Annotated in this window: 17 protein-coding genes and 1 tRNA gene; 8 read left to right on the forward strand and 10 right to left on the reverse strand. The window is 59.8% G+C overall.

Annotated features, from left to right (window positions below; all coding sequences use genetic code 11):
- Positions 1-7 precede the first annotated feature (7 nt).
- Complete coding sequence (locus tag HEP89_RS09280) at positions 8-502, reverse strand: cupin domain-containing protein (protein WP_023002681.1); 495 nt, start codon at positions 500-502, stop codon at positions 8-10.
- Between the two features lie 256 nt (positions 503-758).
- On the opposite strand from HEP89_RS09280, the gene HEP89_RS09285 reads away from it, so the two are divergent.
- A tRNA-Leu gene (locus HEP89_RS09285) sits at positions 759-843 on the forward strand.
- Positions 844-919: 76 nt separating this feature from the next.
- Here HEP89_RS09285 and HEP89_RS09290 read toward each other — a convergent pair.
- Positions 920-1,597 (reverse strand): hypothetical protein, encoded by a 678-nt coding sequence (locus HEP89_RS09290; RefSeq protein WP_168691871.1) that lies wholly within the window; start codon positions 1,595-1,597, stop codon positions 920-922.
- Positions 1,598-1,806: 209 nt separating this feature from the next.
- On the opposite strand from HEP89_RS09290, the gene HEP89_RS09295 reads away from it, so the two are divergent.
- From HEP89_RS09295 to HEP89_RS09310, 4 genes are read left to right on the forward strand one after another with little or no spacing between them, the layout of a single operon-like run.
- Positions 1,807-2,385, forward strand: a complete 579-nt coding sequence (locus tag HEP89_RS09295; RefSeq protein WP_055659975.1) for a YqaA family protein — start codon at positions 1,807-1,809, stop codon at positions 2,383-2,385.
- Between the two features lie 15 nt (positions 2,386-2,400).
- Positions 2,401-2,925 carry a disulfide bond formation protein B gene (locus HEP89_RS09300; RefSeq protein WP_168691872.1) on the forward strand — a complete coding sequence of 175 codons (525 nt, stop codon included), beginning with the start codon at positions 2,401-2,403 and terminating at the stop codon, positions 2,923-2,925.
- A complete protein-coding gene (locus HEP89_RS09305; protein WP_023002685.1) occupies positions 2,922-3,188 on the forward strand; it encodes a hypothetical protein in 267 nt (88 codons plus the stop codon). Before HEP89_RS09300 ends, HEP89_RS09305 begins: the two co-directional genes overlap by 4 nt.
- A 27-nt stretch (positions 3,189-3,215) precedes the next feature.
- Positions 3,216-3,650 (forward strand): metallopeptidase family protein, encoded by a 435-nt coding sequence (locus HEP89_RS09310; protein WP_031270101.1) that lies wholly within the window; start codon positions 3,216-3,218, stop codon positions 3,648-3,650.
- Positions 3,651-3,730: 80 nt separating this feature from the next.
- On the opposite strand, the gene ppa is transcribed toward HEP89_RS09310, so the two are convergent.
- On the reverse strand, positions 3,731-4,270 hold the full coding sequence (gene ppa / locus HEP89_RS09315; RefSeq protein ID WP_023002687.1) for an inorganic diphosphatase: 540 nt from the start codon (positions 4,268-4,270) through the stop codon (positions 3,731-3,733).
- A gap of 134 nt (positions 4,271-4,404) precedes the next feature.
- Here ppa and HEP89_RS09320 point away from each other — a divergent pair, with 134 nt between their 5' ends.
- A complete protein-coding gene (locus tag HEP89_RS09320; RefSeq protein ID WP_168691873.1) occupies positions 4,405-4,971 on the forward strand; it encodes a hypothetical protein in 567 nt (188 codons plus the stop codon).
- A 16-nt stretch (positions 4,972-4,987) separates the two neighbouring features.
- On the opposite strand, the gene HEP89_RS09325 is transcribed toward HEP89_RS09320, so the two are convergent.
- From HEP89_RS09325 to dctP, 5 genes are all read right to left on the reverse strand, one after another.
- The gene (locus HEP89_RS09325; protein ID WP_208984635.1) at positions 4,988-5,524 is read right to left on the reverse strand and encodes a GNAT family N-acetyltransferase; all 537 of its coding nucleotides are present in this window, start codon (positions 5,522-5,524) and stop codon (positions 4,988-4,990) included.
- Between the two features lie 148 nt (positions 5,525-5,672).
- On the reverse strand, positions 5,673-6,956 hold the full coding sequence (locus HEP89_RS09330) for a hydroxymethylglutaryl-CoA reductase, degradative (protein WP_023002690.1): 1,284 nt from the start codon (positions 6,954-6,956) through the stop codon (positions 5,673-5,675).
- 17 nt (positions 6,957-6,973) lie between these two features.
- Positions 6,974-8,287, reverse strand: a complete 1,314-nt coding sequence (locus HEP89_RS09335; RefSeq protein ID WP_168691874.1) for a TRAP transporter large permease subunit — start codon at positions 8,285-8,287, stop codon at positions 6,974-6,976.
- Positions 8,284-8,790: a TRAP transporter small permease subunit gene (locus HEP89_RS09340; protein ID WP_209010023.1), complete on the reverse strand. Its 507-nt coding sequence runs from the start codon at positions 8,788-8,790 to the stop codon at positions 8,284-8,286. The genes HEP89_RS09335 and HEP89_RS09340 overlap by 4 nt, the downstream gene beginning before the upstream one ends.
- Positions 8,791-8,873: 83 nt before the next feature.
- Complete coding sequence (gene dctP, locus HEP89_RS09345; RefSeq protein WP_168691875.1) at positions 8,874-9,905, reverse strand: TRAP transporter substrate-binding protein DctP; 1,032 nt, start codon at positions 9,903-9,905, stop codon at positions 8,874-8,876.
- 127 nt (positions 9,906-10,032) lie between these two features.
- Here dctP and HEP89_RS09350 point away from each other — a divergent pair, with 127 nt between their 5' ends.
- Both HEP89_RS09350 and HEP89_RS09355 read left to right on the forward strand, forming a co-directional pair.
- Entirely contained in the window at positions 10,033-11,430 is a 1,398-nt protein-coding gene (locus HEP89_RS09350) for a PLP-dependent aminotransferase family protein (protein ID WP_168691876.1), read from the forward strand.
- A gap of 464 nt (positions 11,431-11,894) precedes the next feature.
- Positions 11,895-12,284: a DUF2794 domain-containing protein gene (locus tag HEP89_RS09355; protein WP_023002696.1), complete on the forward strand. Its 390-nt coding sequence runs from the start codon at positions 11,895-11,897 to the stop codon at positions 12,282-12,284.
- A 315-nt stretch (positions 12,285-12,599) separates the two neighbouring features.
- Here HEP89_RS09355 and HEP89_RS09360 read toward each other — a convergent pair whose 3' ends face one another.
- Together HEP89_RS09360 and HEP89_RS09365 are read right to left on the reverse strand one after the other, a co-directional pair.
- Positions 12,600-13,382, reverse strand: coding sequence for a Bax inhibitor-1/YccA family protein (locus HEP89_RS09360; protein ID WP_023002698.1), 783 nt, complete (start codon positions 13,380-13,382; stop codon positions 12,600-12,602).
- 182 nt (positions 13,383-13,564) lie between these two features.
- Positions 13,565-14,338, reverse strand: coding sequence for a hypothetical protein (locus tag HEP89_RS09365; RefSeq protein ID WP_077291479.1), 774 nt, complete (start codon positions 14,336-14,338; stop codon positions 13,565-13,567).
- Positions 14,339-14,499 lie beyond the last annotated feature (161 nt).

Below are 14,499 nucleotides of genomic sequence, written 5' to 3' on the forward strand. Positions count from 1 at the left end.
CGAAATTTTAGCCGAAAAGTTTCTTCCCGACGCCTTTCAATCTCTCGAGGATGCGGGACTGATAATGCAGATACCAGGGTACCGGCTTCTGATTGAACGCGAGCTTGCGAATGTAGGTCGGCACTTCCCAAACGGCGGAGGTGCCTGCCGGGAAGAACAGGGTCACGCCGGGCTTGCCTTCATAGACATGGCCGGCCTCGTCGGTGATCCGGACTCCGCCTTCCAGGAACATGACCGACTCATCCCAGCCGTAGTGCCAGCGGAACTTGCCGGCAGTGCACGACCAGTGGCAGGCATCTCCCCAGCCGAACTTGTGTCTGGCCAGCACGGCGCACATGGCTTTCGGGTCGCCTTCAAGCACCCATTCGGGTCGGATCGGCGCTGGCATCAACTGTGATTTGTCAACGAAGGACTGTGTGAAAGCCTGCCCGTGCCGAGCAGCTTCGTTCACAGCAGAAGTTTTCGTGCGTTTCGCCTCTTGAAGGCCGCCAGCCAGTGTCATCCGTTTCTCCCAAACTTGTCTGACTGTCCACTTGCGCGAGCAGCAGTTGCAAACAGCTTAAATATGCGCCGGATTTCACCCTCTGAGGCTGTGTGGCAGGCGAAATCGCAGCCCAGAGTTAAGGGGGCGTAAAGGGAGAAGCTCAAATTCGATCAAATGCAGCACCCGCCGCACTTGCTGGCGGAAAGCCGCGGCGCGCTGGAACCGCTTGCATCGGACAAGGCCCCATGATAGGCACCCAATCCGATACCGGATTGCCCCCCTGGCGGAACTGGTAGACGCGCCGGATTCAAAATCCGGTTCCTTCGGGAGTGCCGGTTCGATTCCGGCGGGGGGCACCATCTCCAGCGGTTTGAATTGCCGCAGGAATGCGACGGAGTGGTTCGAGGTTTGCCTCCCACCGGCACAGGTAACCAGCTACTTCAGCGTCACCGTGTCGAAGGCCAGGGAAGCGCTGGTCTGGTAGATGTCTTCCACTTTCTTGATGCGGCCCTGACGCGGGTGGCCGATTGCAATGCCGACGATGCCTCTCTGGCTGTCGGGCTTTGCCAGCGCGACCAGCCGCACGAGGAGCTGGTCGCCTTCCTTGTTGATGAAGTTGCCGACGATTTCGGACGCAGGCAGATCGCCCAGTGTGATCTGGCGGCGGACATTCAGCCGTGTATCGTCTGTGGTGCCGAGCTGTTTCAAGAGCTCGATGGCAATATAGTCGCCCACCTCGAGGCGCTTTTGAGGATCATCGGTCTTCATGGTGTAGGTGACGATCTGCAGGGACGAATAGATGCGTTTGGTTTCGTCGTCGGTGGTGAAGTAGATCTTGATCGGACCGCCGCCGGCCGGTTTCGCCTGGGCCAGAATTTGCTGTGCCTCGCGCCGGGGTGCGGCAAGACTGAACGGGACGGGAACCTCGACATCGTGTTTTGCGCCGAACGCCGCATCCACCGTGTAGACCGTCGACAGGGTTACGCCCTGGGCTTCAAAAGGCGTCAGCTTGACCGATCCTTCCAGCTCGACCTGCTGGGCAACTGCCGCAGCTGGCGCGCCCATCGCGAGAACCATTGCCAGTCTGGCGATGCTTGAGGCCGTTCCGTTCATGTCCCCCTCCCAACGTCGTGCGAAACCTGGCGAGGTTTCAATGCTACCAGATACGGGCGAAAAGTCTGCCCTGCGTCTCGTTGCGCGGTTTTGAGGTGGCTTCACATCAGGCTGGGATCGTATGTGCCGGTGGCTACGCGAAAACGTGCTGCTGGCGGCGCGCATTTCCCTAGGTGACTTTTTGCAGCGCAGCGGCTAAGGGAAGCGCCATGATCAGACGCCTCTACGACTGGACCTTGTCCCTTGCCGCCGGACCGCGTGCGCCTGCCGCACTCGGCACCGTATCCTTTGTCGAAAGCTCGGTGTTTCCGATCCCGCCGGATATCCTGCTGATCCCGATGGTGATTGCCCGGCGCGAGAAAGCCTGGTGGTACGCGCTGCTGTGCACGCTGACGTCGGTCGCCGGCGGTATCCTGGGATATCTGATCGGCCTGTTCCTGTTCGAACAGGTGGCGGTGCCGATCCTGACTTTCTACGGCAAGATGGGGTTTGTCGAAGAGTTCAAGGACATCTATCATCAGTACGGCTGGTGGTTCGTCTTTATCGCCGGGCTGACGCCGTTTCCCTACAAGGTGATCACCATTGCCTCCGGTGCGCTGGGGCTCAGCCTGCCGGTGTTCATTGCCGCGAGCATCGTTTCTCGGGGGATCCGGTTCTTTGTCGTCGCCGGATTGCTCTATCTGTTCGGCCCGCCGATCCGCGATTTCATCGAAAAGCGGCTTGGTCTCATGTTCACCATATTTGTGGTGCTGCTGGTCGGCGGATTTGTTGTGCTTAGGTATATCTGACAATAAGAGGGTGAGATGACAGCCGACCGGATTTCGCGCAATCTGACGAGGCTCTTGCTGGTGGGCGGCCTGGCGGCGATCGCGACCGCCTGGGGCTTTCAGCTGATTGGCGGCTATGTGCCCTGCAAGCTGTGCCTCGAGCAGCGCATTCCCTATTACGTCGGCCTTCCCCTGGCCTTGCTAGCTCTTTTCCTGATGCAGGCCAGGCGGACCGGGTTGGCGTTGGCTCTGCTTCTGGTCGTTGCGGCCGTGTTTGCCTATGGTTCCGGCCTCGGTATCTACCAGTCCGGCGCCGAGTGGCAGTTCTGGGACGGCCCGAGCGATTGCGGTGGCGGCACCTCGACGCCAACGTCTGCGGCCAACATGCTGCAGGCGTTGAAATCGACGCGCGTCGTCAGCTGCACCGAGGCTAGCTGGCGCATGTTCGGCCTGTCCTTTGCCGGCTGGAACGCGGTTGCATCCGGCGGGCTTGCCCTTCTGGCGCTTTTGGCCGCTTTCGGGTTGAAACGCCGTGGCAACACGGCCAGTGTAGGTGCATGAGCGAGAACAAGCACCCGAAGGAAAAACTGCGCGATGAAGCGCTCCGCACACTCGACCGGGTGAATGCGGAGAGCGAGACCGTTGCCGGTTCAACCTTCGTCCGCATGGCCGACCGGGCAAAGGATCACCTGAGCGCCGCCGACAAGGACGAAGACGACCGGATCGAGGTTTGGGGCAGCCGGATCGGCCGAGGTCTCGGGCTTGTGTTCGCAATCGGACTGGCGATTTATCTACTGGTCACCTACGTACTGCCCAACACCTGAATGAACCGATCCGTCAAAGGAACCGATATGGCATCCGTCCGGCCGGTCAGCCACAGCAGCTGGACCGAACGCAAAGCACCTGACCTGGAAGACTTCGAGGCGATGGCGAGCGAGATCCTCTCCGGGCTTCCGGATGATCTTCTGCTGCGCTGTGGTCACCTGCAGATCAGCCTTGCGGACTATGCGCCCGACGACGTTCTGGATGAACTGCGCATCGAGGATCCGCACGACCTTCTGGGCCTGTTCGAAGGCCAGGGGCTGAGCGAAGGCGAAGAAACCGTGATGACCGGGCAAATGCCCAATCGCATCTGGCTCTTCCGCCGGCCGATCCTCGACTACTGGGCCGCGATGGACGAGACGCTGGGCGATGTGGTTGCCCATGTGCTGATCCACGAGATCGGGCATCATTTCGGCCTGTCCGACCAGGATATGGAGCGCATCGAGGCGGCAGCGGAACGCTAATTCTGACCCTTGCAACGAAAAAGGCCTCCCGCGTCTTGCGACACTCGGGAGGCCTTTTGGTTTCGTCCGTTTGGAAGCGCTTATTCAGCGGCTTCCTTCTGGGCGCGTGCGATCGATTCAACGATCAGCCGCTTTGCGGATTCGACACCTTCAACACCGGTGATCTTCACCCACTTGCCCGGCTCCAGATCCTTGTAGTGTTCAAAGAAATGCTTCACCTGGGCAACGGTGATTTCCGGAAGGTCGGTCACGTCGTTGATGTTGTCGTAGCGCTTGCTGAGCTTGTGGGACGGAACCGCGAGGATCTTTTCGTCCTGGCCGGATTCGTCTTCCATCAGCAGTACGCCGATCGGACGGCAGCTCATGATGGCGCCCGGAACGATCGGGCGCTGGTTGACCACGATCACGTCGATCGGGTCGCCATCGCCACACAGGGTGTGGGGAACGAAGCCGTAGTTGCCCGGGTACCGCATCGGAGTGTACAGGAAGCGGTCGACGTACATCGCACCGGCTTCTTTATCCATCTCGTATTTGATCGGCTCGCCGCCAACGGAGACCTCGATAATGACGTTGATGTCTTCCGGCGGATTCTTGCCAATCGGCACAGCGTCGATACGCATTTAGGAAACTCCTGTTATTCGTTGCTGCGTCTATCGCAATCCCGCCGAAGAAGTTCAAGTCCTTTATTTTTGCATTGCACCTAATTGATTAACATGCGTCTATTCGCGCGGCAGGCTCTGGAGGAGATAGATTTATGAAACGGCTTACTGTTTCCCTTTTGATGCTCGGCGGATTGCTTGTGTCTCTGCAGGCCGCAGGGGCAGCGTCGATCGACAGTGCCTATACCAAGATCCTGCTGGACAGCTGCCCGCTGATAGAAGCCGGGGACGAGGAAGAAGGCACCTTCGGCGGTGCCTGGCAGTGCCCCGGCTACAAGGGAGCAGGCGTCTATGTTGCCGAGGGCGACCTGCGCATGTTCGTCTCCTTCGGTCCCGACGCCGCCAACGAGCCTGCGGCAGGCCAGACCCTGCCCAATTTCAACACGGTCAACGAAACGCTGGAATGGCGCCTCAGGGGTGGTGTTCCGTTTGCGACCATCCTGCGCTGGTTTCCGAGCCTCGATGAGGGGTCCAGGACTGGCAGCGTGCTGATCGTGACCCAGCTGCAGCCCGGCGGCGGCACCTGCCAGATTGCCCGGATCGATGCCCAGGCCAACAAGAATGCCAACGATTTGGCGCGCCAGGCTGCCGATACCATGGCCGGTTCTTTCGACTGCACGCAGCCGCCGCAGATCCTCGGCAATCCCGGAATTCTCTATTAGGCAGGTGCCCTGCGGCTCAGGTGCTGATTTGCGGCCAGGCGTAGATGCTGAGCTCCAGCCTGCGACCGCCGATCCTGTACCAGGACTTTGCCGCGAGCTTGCCACCGACGGCCTTGTAGAAAGCGCGCGCGGGCTCGTTGGCGCTCAATACCTGCACCGCGACACCGGGCATGCTCTTCGCCGACAGCGTTTCCCGCACATTCTGGAAAAGGGCCCGGCCGAAACCGAGGCCCTGATATTCCGGCTTCAGATAAAGCTCGTAGATTTCGCCATCCATGCCGGTGTCCCTCAGTCGGCACGGCCCATAGGTCGCGTAACCGGCGGGAATTTCGGCGATGCTGAGGATCTTGATGTCGACACCCCTGGCAAGGGCGCCACGCCACCAGCTGCTGCCGCGGCGCGAAATCATCTTCTGAAGATCGACACCGTGCAAGACGCCGCGATAGGCGCCCAGCCAGGCTTCGCTATGGATGCCGGCGAGTGCCTCACAATCGGCGGTTCGGGCCGCGCGCAGATCTATCAGGTCGGTTGTCATGCTTTTAGAAAGATACAACAAGCAATCCGACGGAAAAGAGGCAATCGCGTCGTAGAAACGCCAATTATGCCGATTTCATTGCGTTCGGCATCCGGGAGTTGATCGGCCGGAGGGGCAACACGGTAATAGTGCCGAGACCTCTCCGGTCGAACCTTGTCAAAAGGCCTCAGGCGTTGGCGCCCTGCCGCAGCCGGGCGAGAATTTCCTCGGCCAGATCCTGCCGCACCTTGCCAAGCGATTTCAGCTCGTTGGCCACCAGGTCGATTTCCTCGCCGGTCGCGCCCACCATCAGGGCAACGTTCTGGGCGTGCAGGGCCATGTGGCCCTTCTGGATGCCGGTGGTGGCAAGGGCGCGCAATGCGCCGAAATTCTGCGCAAGGCCGACGGCAACGATGATCCGGGCCAGTTCGTCTGCCGTGGTCACGCCGAGAATTTTCAGGTTCGCCTGCGCGGTGGGGTGGATCTTGGTTGCGCCACCGACCAGTCCGACAGCCATCGGCAGTTCCAGGATGCCGACAAGATTGCCGTCGCCGTCCTTTTCCCAGCGGGACATCGAGCGGTAGCGGCCATCTTTCGACGCGAACGCATGAGCACCTGCCTCCACGGCTCTGGTATCGTTGCCGGTTGCCAGAACCACCGCGCTGATGCCGTTCATGATGCCCTTGTTATGGGTGGCTGCCCGATAGGGGTCGGCATCGGCAAAGTGATAGGCCGACAGCATGTCGTCCCGAACCTTTTCACCTCCGATTTCCTCCAGCGGCCAGACAGCACGCACGCGTGCCACGCGGCGGTCGGCGAGGTTGGTCAGGATGCGCAGGAGACTGCGGGCGCCGGTCCATTCTTCCAGCTTGGGTGCAAGGGCCTCGGCCATGCTGTTGACGGCGTTGGCGCCCATCGCGTCGCGCGTGTCGACGATGATGTGAACGATGGTCATCGGCCCTTCGGCAGTGTCGATGACCCTTATGTCGAGGTCACGGAAGCCGCCGCCGAGCTTCACCAGAAGCGGATCGATCTCTTCGCAGATGGTGCGGATGTCGTCGATGCGTTCAAAAACCTGCAGGCGGACGTTTTCAGGGTCGCTGGCGCCCAGAAGCTGGATCTGGGCTGCCATCAGCGGGCCGCTTGTGGAGGTCTTGAAGCCACCGGTCGGCCGGCAGCGCTTGGCCGAGTTGCACACGGCGGCGATGACGGAGGATTCCTCGCTGGCCATCGGCACCAGAACGTCCCGTCCGTCCACGGTCATGTTGGTCGCGATACCGACAGGAATGGACATGGAAGAAATGGCGTTTTCGACAAGGCGGTCGGCCAGTTCGATGTTTCCGGATGCCGCTTCCACAAGGTCGGAGACGGACTTGTTGTCGAGATTCGCCTGGCGCTGGACTGCCTGGAGCCGGCCGGCCGGGTCCAGCTTGTGAAAACCTTCAATACGGGACGAAGTGACGTCACTCATCGGGGGAAACCTGTCTGTCAATTGATCATGGATTGCGGCAGCCACAACACCAGCTCCGGAAACAGGGCGCAGATGAAGATACCGATGGCTTGCAGCAGGATGAAGGGAACGATGGCACGGTAGACCGTGCCCATGCCGATGCCGGTGGGCAGGACGCCCTTCATGTAGAAGAGCGTGTAGCCGAAGGGCGGGGAGATGTAGGCCATCTGTGCCGAAACGAGGAACAGGATGCCGAACCAGAGCCGGTCGAACTCGAGGAAGTCGATCACCGGCAGGAAGACGGGCACGCACAAGAGGATGATGCCCATTTCGTCCAGGAACATGCCGAGGAAGAACAGAATGCCCAGCATGATGGCGAGGACGATCCAGCGGTTGGCATCGAGATCCTGAATGAAGGACAGGAGGAAGTCCGCGCCGCCGGTGCCGGTGAAGATCGCCACAAAGGCCCGCGCACCGATGGTGATCCAGAGGATCATGGCCGTTACCTTGACCACGTCGAGGGCAACGCCGGATATGAGCTCCCAACCGAACCGGCGCTCGATGAGCGACGACAGGAACGCCAGAAAGACGCCGACGGCGGCTGCTTCCGTGGGTGTTGCAATGCCCATGTAGATCGTGCCCAGGACGCCGACGATGATCAGCAGCGGCAGGATGAGGGATTTCAGCGAGGCAATGCGCTCTTCCCAGGTGGCCGGGGCGTCGTTGTCCGGACGCGGGGCGATGGACGGGTTGAGTGCGGACCGCAGAACGATATAGCCGATATAGAGCGAGGCGAGCAGCAGGCCCGGCACCACGCCGGCGATGAACATCTGGCCGATAGAGGCCTGTGCGGTCACGGCATAGACGATGGTGATCACCGAGGGCGGGATCAGGATGCCGAGCGTTCCGCCGGCGCAGATCGTCCCGATCGCGAGCTCCGGACTATATTTGCGCTTCAGCATGGAGGGCAGGGCCAGCATGCCCATGGCAGCAACCGCGGCACCGACGATGCCCGTCATGGCGGCGATGATCGTGCAGATGGCGATGGTGCCCACCGCCAGGCCACCCGGCAACCGCCGCGACCAGAGTTCCATGGCCCGGTAAAGGCTTTCGATAACACCGGAACGCTGAAGGATGCTGGCCATCATCACATAAAGCGGGATCGCGAGGAGCGATTCCGACGTCATGGTGGAGTAGAGGTTGAGGACGGTAACGGAGAGGGCGGCGGGGCCCCACAGCGTTAGCGTGAAAACGAGCGCAAGTGCGCCGAGCGTGAAGGCAAGCGGCAGGCCGGTGAGCAGCAGGCCCACAAGGCTGGCGAACATGATGGCAAGAACGAATTCGGAGCTCATGCGCTTGCTCCCGTCTGTTCCTGCGCCGGGCGCGTTGCGTTGCAGGCTTCAACAAGGGCCTGCAAAAACAGGAGCGCAAAGGACAGCGGCACGACGAATTTCAGCCACCAGACGGGTGGGTTCCAGGCGGAAAAGCTGGTTTCGCCGAGGGAGTAGGCGTTGATTGCAAGCGGCCAGCTGACCCAGGCAAAAACGCCTGCAAACACAGCAATGACGGCATAGGAGAACACGTCGAGAGCCACTTTCGGCAATCCCGTCAGTTTTTCGCTGAAGATGTCGACGGCGACGTGGCCCTTCAGGTGCAGAAGGTAAGGTCCGGCCAGCATGAAATGCGGACCGAAGATCAACGTGCTGGCTTCCATGGCCCACACCGTCGGCGCATCGAACAGGTATCTTGCGACCACTTCGAAAAGCAGGATCGGCACCACCGCGAAGATGAGCGCCGCCGCAAGGAGGAAGAACAACCGGTTGACGCCGGTGACGATGGAACTGACGGATTTCATGAAGCTGAGCATTTGCCGATCGAAAGGACGACCGGACGGCAGACGGCAGGGAGGTGCCGTCTACCGTCCGGTGGGAGGAAGGGTCAGATCAGCCCGAGAGCTGTCATGAACTCAATCTGGCTCGCAAGCACGCGATTCGCCAGATCGTCTTCCTTGGTAGCCTTTTTCCAGGACTCGACAGCCTTGGACCGGTTGGCCGCGACATCGGCCGGGTCGAGCTGGATGATCTCGACGCCTTGTTCGCCGTATTTCTTCAGGACGTCGACATTCTGCACCATGATGTGCTGGCGCAGCGATCCGGAGATCTCCCGAGCCGCAACGGCAAGCGCCGCCTTGTAGTCGTCTGGCAGCGCGTCATAGGCGCCCTGGTTGGCGACATAGCTGGTGGCGGTGGTCGGCTGGTGCACGCCCGGCAGGATGATGAACTTGGCGACTTCGCCAAGGCCTGCTTCGTAGTTGGCGGTGAGATCGCCGCGGTCAGCAAAATCGATCAGGCCTTTTTCAAGCGCCGTATAGACTTCCGCCGTCGGCAGCGGGGTCACGGAAACGCCCTGGTCGGCCATGACCGCGGAAGCGAGCCCGACAAAGCGGCCCTTCTTGCCGGCCATGTCGGCGATGGTTTCCATCTTGACGGTCGAGTGGATCGGTTCTTCGCCATAGACGGTGGGGGCAATGTAGAAGAGACCGGCCCTTGCATAGGCTTCGCGGGCGAGATCCAGACCACCCTTTTCGTAGAACCAGGCTTCATACTGGTCGGACTCGGGGAAGCCGAACGGGATGGTGGACGTGAAGGCGAATGCCGGGATCTTGCCGGCTTCGTAGCCGTCGAAGGTCTTCATCAGCTGGAAGGCGCCGGCGCGAACGGCATCGAATGCCTGGTTGGCAGGCACGAGCTGGCCGGCGGAGAACAGTGTGATCTTGAAGTTGCCGTCGGTCAGTTCGCTGACGCGCTCGACAAATTTCTTCTCGAATTCGAAAGGTGTGGTGCCGGCGTCCCAGAGAGCCTGCATGCGCCACTCGACCGCATCCTGTGCCTTGGCCGCAATCGGTGCTGCGAGGGCGCTGCCGCCAACGGCTGCACCTGCAAGAAGGCTGCGTCTACTTACTTTGGTCATTTTTCCCTCCCAAGGAAATTGCCATTTGCTGGCGTAATGGGGCAAACTGTCATAAAAATGATTGGGACAATCAAGGGACAGTTGTTGGATTTATGGGCAGCACTGTCCCAGTAAATTTTGAGGGACAATGAGGGTTACAGGTAGCGGTCGGAAACTGTCTCGCGTCGATCAGATCGTCGAGAAAGTCGCGCTGATGCTGGAGGCAGGGGCGTACAAGACGTTTGAGCGGTTGCCTTCCATTCGTCAGGCCGCGCGGGAGAACGGCGTTTCGAAAAACACGATGGCGGAAGCTTACGACCGGCTGGTCGCCCGGGGGCTACTGGAAGCGCGGGCCGGCTCCGGATACTACATGTCACAGGTCGGACCGGCTTCCAAGACCCCGCCAGCGCCACATGTCACGGCTGCTGTCGACGGCATGTCGTTGCTGCGGGAGCAGCTGGAACAGCATTATGAAGTGCGTCCGGGAGATGGGCGCCCGCCGCCGTCGTGGATGGAGGGGGCGGAGCTGCGCCGCCATTTCGCCAACGCCAAGACGCCCTTTCCCGAAGCGATCGAATTCGGCTACGGCAGTTCGTGGGGATATGGTCCGCTGAGGGACCGGCTGCGGATGCAATTGCTGGAGCGGTCGATCCCGGCCGATCCACAAGGGCTTCTTTTGACCCATGGCGTCAACCATGGACTGGATCTGATCATCCGGCATCTGACGGAGCCTGGCGATACGGTTTTTGTCGATGAGCCGGGCTATTATCCGCTCTTTTCCAAGCTGACCTTCGCCAAGGTGCAGATTGTCGGTATCCGGCGGGACAGGGACGGTCCGGACCTGGAAGACCTGACCGCCAAACTCGCTCTTTACCGGCCGAAGATGTTTGTCACCCAGTCCCACGGCCACAATCCGACCGGCGGTTCCCTGTCACCTTCGCGGTCATTCGGGTTGATGCAGCTTGCCGAGCGCTGGGGGTTCCTCCTGGTTGAAAACGACGCGCTTGCCGACATTCTTCCGGCCACGCTGCCAAGGCTGGCAGCGCTGGACCAGCTGGAGCGAGTGCTTTATCTCGGCACCTTTTCCAAGACACTGTCGGCCAGTCTCAGATGCGGTTACGTGGCTGGAAATCCGGACATCATCCGCCAGCTTGCCGATATCAAGATGCTGACGGTGGTCAATTCATCCGACCACGTCGAACGCTTCGTGTTCAATCTGATGCAGGCCGGCCATTATCTGAGACATCTGCGGCGTCTCAGGAACCGGGTGGAAGATGCCTACAAGGCATCCTTCGGGACACTGGAGGCGATCGGGTTGTCCGTGCGGGAGTGCTCCATTCCCGGGTTCTATCTCTGGGTGGAGTTTCCCGATGATGTGGATGAAAGGGAACTGTGCGCCGCTGCCAGCAAGCAAAGCATCTTCATTGCACCGGGCGCCGTCTTCTATCCGAACCGCGAGACCCGGCAGAAACCGGCAATGCGGGTCAATGTGGCCTATGGAACCGATGCGCGGTTCCTGTCGTTCCTCAAGGATTTTCTGAAGTAGTTTGAAAGCAGAAGAACAGGCAGGTCCACAAATGAAAAGGGCCGGCATAATGCCGGCCCTTCAGTTGCCCTGATGTTTGACTCACTAAATCTGGTTGGCCAGTAAAAACCCCGGGGGGCTGGGGGGCTAATGCATTCCGCGGCTTCTACGGGCCATACCCATCAGGGTATGGTCCTAATATGGGTGTCTAAAATGGCTGGCCAAGGGCTGGAATGCGGCAAAATCAAGGAAATTTATGCATTCTTTCTTGGCAAAGTGCCGTTGCGTTCGTTTTTGCACTTCTTCCCGTAAAACTTATTGGCAAAATTACTCTGGTTTCGGACCTCTGTCTGTCAATATGACGTTGCGGGCTTGCCAGAATGGCTAAAGAAGACGCATCATGACAGCCAGGTGACAGGCGTCTCCCGACGATTCTCTTGTCGGTTACCTGTCAGCAGCGAAACCGCGAACGGAATGGAGGCGGAATGAGCGAAGCCGACGACAGCGCGTTTCAGCGTGGTGCGGGTGCAAGCCCGTCGCCACAACATCAACCGGCTCCCCCTCCCAAACCCATTGTTGCATTCAACAGGCGCGAACTCGATGTCATTCTGAGGCTCTACGGGCGCATGGTCGCCGACGGCGAGTGGCGGGACTATGCCATCGACCTCCTGAAGGACCGGGCAATCTTCTCCGTGTTTCGCAGATCTTCCGAAATGCCGCTTTACAGGATCGAGAAGGACCCGAAGCTGGCCCGCCGCCAGGGCGCTTATTCGGTCGTGGCGACCGGGGGCATGATCCTGAAGCGTGGCCACGATCTGGCGCAGGTGCTGAGGGTTCTGGAGAAGAAAAAACATCTTCGGGTGGTCGACGCCTGACCAGGCATCCGGTCAGTCAGCTGATGACCGGGTGAGGTTCATTTCCCCTGCGTTGATCCGGTCACAGGCATTTCCTTGATGGTCGCGTCAATGACCGGCTAATGCTGGTCGGTTACCCGCTGGCCGCGGACCAGACGATTGGTTCGGCCAAGCCTGGCAGCGCAGTGTTCTGCCGCTTCATTCCATTGATTTGCGCAAGGCTGGCGTTGACGCCCATTGACGCAAGTGTCGGCGTGCGATGTGTCGGACAGTCGTTCGGCCACAAAAAAGCCCGGCACAAGGCCGGGCTTTTCCGTTTGTTCAGTTTGGCTGCGCTTAGTCGCGGTTGCCGAACAGCTGCAGCAGCATGATGAACAGGTTGATGAAGTCGAGGTACAGACGCAGCGCGCCCATGACGGACTTCTTCGTAGCGACTTCACCGCTATCGCCTTCGTAGTACATTTCCTTGATCTGCTGGGTGTCGTAGGCGGTCAGGCCGGCGAACACCAGAACACCGATCACGGAGATGGCGAACTGCAGGGCGGAAGATGCCATGAAGATGTTGACCAGCGACGCGATCACGATACCGATCAGGCCGATGAACAGGAACGAGCCCCAGCCGGAGAGGTCCTTCTTCGTGGTGTAGCCGAACAGGCTCAGCGCGCCGAAGGTACCGGCGGTGATGAAGAAGACCTGAGCGATCGAGCCCGGGGTGTAAACCAGGAAGATCGAGGACAGGGAGATACCCATTACGGATGCGTAGACCAGGAAAAGGGTCCGCGCTGCGCCGGCACTCATGGACTGAATGCGGAAGGACAGCCAAAATACCATTCCGAGCGGTGCGAGCATGACAACCCATTTCAGCGGGCTGCCGTAGATGGCAACACCCAGCTGGGTGAGCATGCGGCCGTTGCCAAGGCTGGCGACAGCAGAGTTCGGATCGGTTGTCGTTGCAAGCATGACCGTTGCCAGCGCAAGAAAGCCGGTCAGCGCAAGGCCGATGGTCATGTAGTTATAAACGCCCAGCATGTAGGAGCGCAGGCCCTGATCGATGCCGGCCTCGGCGCGTGCGCCGGCGACGGTATACGCGCCTTGAGATTGACGGTCATAGGTCGACATGGTCGTAAAAATCCCCTTCTAGATAGACGTGCGCATGCAATCGCGCATGCAACACAACTCCCTCAACATATGGGAAAAGCCTATCCCGAGCACAAGTCGAATTCGATGAAAAATTCGTAATCTTTGCGCTCAGGACGTATTATTTGAACCTATCCTTAAAAACAGGCTCAGATTCAGTCGTATTATTTCATGGCTTTCAGTCGGGATTCGATCTGCCGGTCGCAGGTGCCGCCGGGGTTGCGAACGATTTCTTCCGACGCGAAATCGAGGATTTCCTTGTCCGGATCCTGCATCTGCTCGACAGTCACACCGGGTTTGAACCACTGCAGAACCGCATAGTCGCCGCCGGCATCGGTGAGGAAAGCGATCGGCTTGCCATTTTCGGTAATGCCCATGCGGCCGACGCGGACTTCCGCAATCGATACCTTGCGCGCTTCGCCGTCGATGGTCAGCCGGTTTTTCGACACGTTCAGTTTCTTCAGCTTGGAGCCTTCAGTGCCGACCCAGTTACCGTAGAAGCGCTTGCCTTTTTTCTCGACGGAAAGGCAGGAGTTCTCGAAATTCGGGATGGAGAGACGGACGGCGGAAACCTCGATCGGATCCTCGCCCTTGGGCGCCAGCGTGTATTTCATCGCGTTGTCGCCGGTGCGGTACACCCGGATGCCGACCGGCGTATAGCCGGAATCGTTCATCGAACGGGTGAAGAAATCGAACTGGTTGGCGTCGTTGGTGCCGGCCCGGCGATAGAGCCAGCGCTTCGGCAAGCCGTTTTCGAAGACCAGCCAGTCACTGACGACGAGGCCACGCGGGCCTTCCGGTGTGTTCAACTGCCAGACCCCGGTATGAAACGGGCTTTCCGCCGACGCGGCAGGGGCGAAAGCCATAACGGCGACTGCGGACAGGGCAGCAGCCCCGGCAATGGTCTTCAAACGAATTTTCGGGAGAAACTTGAACATGGAATGGCCCCTTCTTAACAAACTGCCCGGAGCTGAACCGGATAGCCAAGATCAATTCAGTATGCAAGTTGTGTGGAGCTGAAGTTTGTCGCGATTTGGTTGTATTTCGGGATTTTTCCCTGAACGAAGTTTGCCAAGAGCTGTGGGCGCCGGATCGAAAT

Origin of the sequence: Labrenzia sp. 5N (genome assembly GCF_012395805.1) — a bacterium.
Lineage (GTDB): Bacteria > Pseudomonadota > Alphaproteobacteria > Rhizobiales > Stappiaceae > Roseibium > Roseibium algicola.

What these genes read in the sequence shown, in the direction of transcription:
- HEP89_RS09335 (WP_168691874.1), bottom strand. Translation starts at nt 8,287, where the DNA reads ATGAGCTCCGAATTCGTTCTTGCCATCATGTTCGCCAGCCTTGTGGGC.
- HEP89_RS09295 (WP_055659975.1), top strand. Translation starts at nt 1,807, where the DNA reads ATGATCAGACGCCTCTACGACTGGACCTTGTCCCTTGCCGCCGGACCG.
- HEP89_RS09310 (WP_031270101.1), top strand. Translation starts at nt 3,216, where the DNA reads ATGGCATCCGTCCGGCCGGTCAGCCACAGCAGCTGGACCGAACGCAAA.
- HEP89_RS09360 (WP_023002698.1), bottom strand. Translation starts at nt 13,382, where the DNA reads ATGTCGACCTATGACCGTCAATCTCAAGGCGCGTATACCGTCGCCGGC.
- ppa (WP_023002687.1), bottom strand. Translation starts at nt 4,270, where the DNA reads ATGCGTATCGACGCTGTGCCGATTGGCAAGAATCCGCCGGAAGACATC.
- HEP89_RS09350 (WP_168691876.1), top strand. Translation starts at nt 10,033, where the DNA reads ATGAGGGTTACAGGTAGCGGTCGGAAACTGTCTCGCGTCGATCAGATC.
- HEP89_RS09290 (WP_168691871.1), bottom strand. Translation starts at nt 1,597, where the DNA reads ATGAACGGAACGGCCTCAAGCATCGCCAGACTGGCAATGGTTCTCGCG.
- HEP89_RS09280 (WP_023002681.1), bottom strand. Translation starts at nt 502, where the DNA reads ATGACACTGGCTGGCGGCCTTCAAGAGGCGAAACGCACGAAAACTTCT.
- HEP89_RS09365 (WP_077291479.1), bottom strand. Translation starts at nt 14,338, where the DNA reads ATGTTCAAGTTTCTCCCGAAAATTCGTTTGAAGACCATTGCCGGGGCT.
- HEP89_RS09300 (WP_168691872.1), top strand. Translation starts at nt 2,401, where the DNA reads ATGACAGCCGACCGGATTTCGCGCAATCTGACGAGGCTCTTGCTGGTG.
- HEP89_RS09305 (WP_023002685.1), top strand. Translation starts at nt 2,922, where the DNA reads ATGAGCGAGAACAAGCACCCGAAGGAAAAACTGCGCGATGAAGCGCTC.
- HEP89_RS09340 (WP_209010023.1), bottom strand. Translation starts at nt 8,790, where the DNA reads ATGAAATCCGTCAGTTCCATCGTCACCGGCGTCAACCGGTTGTTCTTC.
- HEP89_RS09330 (WP_023002690.1), bottom strand. Translation starts at nt 6,956, where the DNA reads ATGAGTGACGTCACTTCGTCCCGTATTGAAGGTTTTCACAAGCTGGAC.
- HEP89_RS09320 (WP_168691873.1), top strand. Translation starts at nt 4,405, where the DNA reads ATGAAACGGCTTACTGTTTCCCTTTTGATGCTCGGCGGATTGCTTGTG.
- dctP (WP_168691875.1), bottom strand. Translation starts at nt 9,905, where the DNA reads ATGACCAAAGTAAGTAGACGCAGCCTTCTTGCAGGTGCAGCCGTTGGC.
- HEP89_RS09355 (WP_023002696.1), top strand. Translation starts at nt 11,895, where the DNA reads ATGAGCGAAGCCGACGACAGCGCGTTTCAGCGTGGTGCGGGTGCAAGC.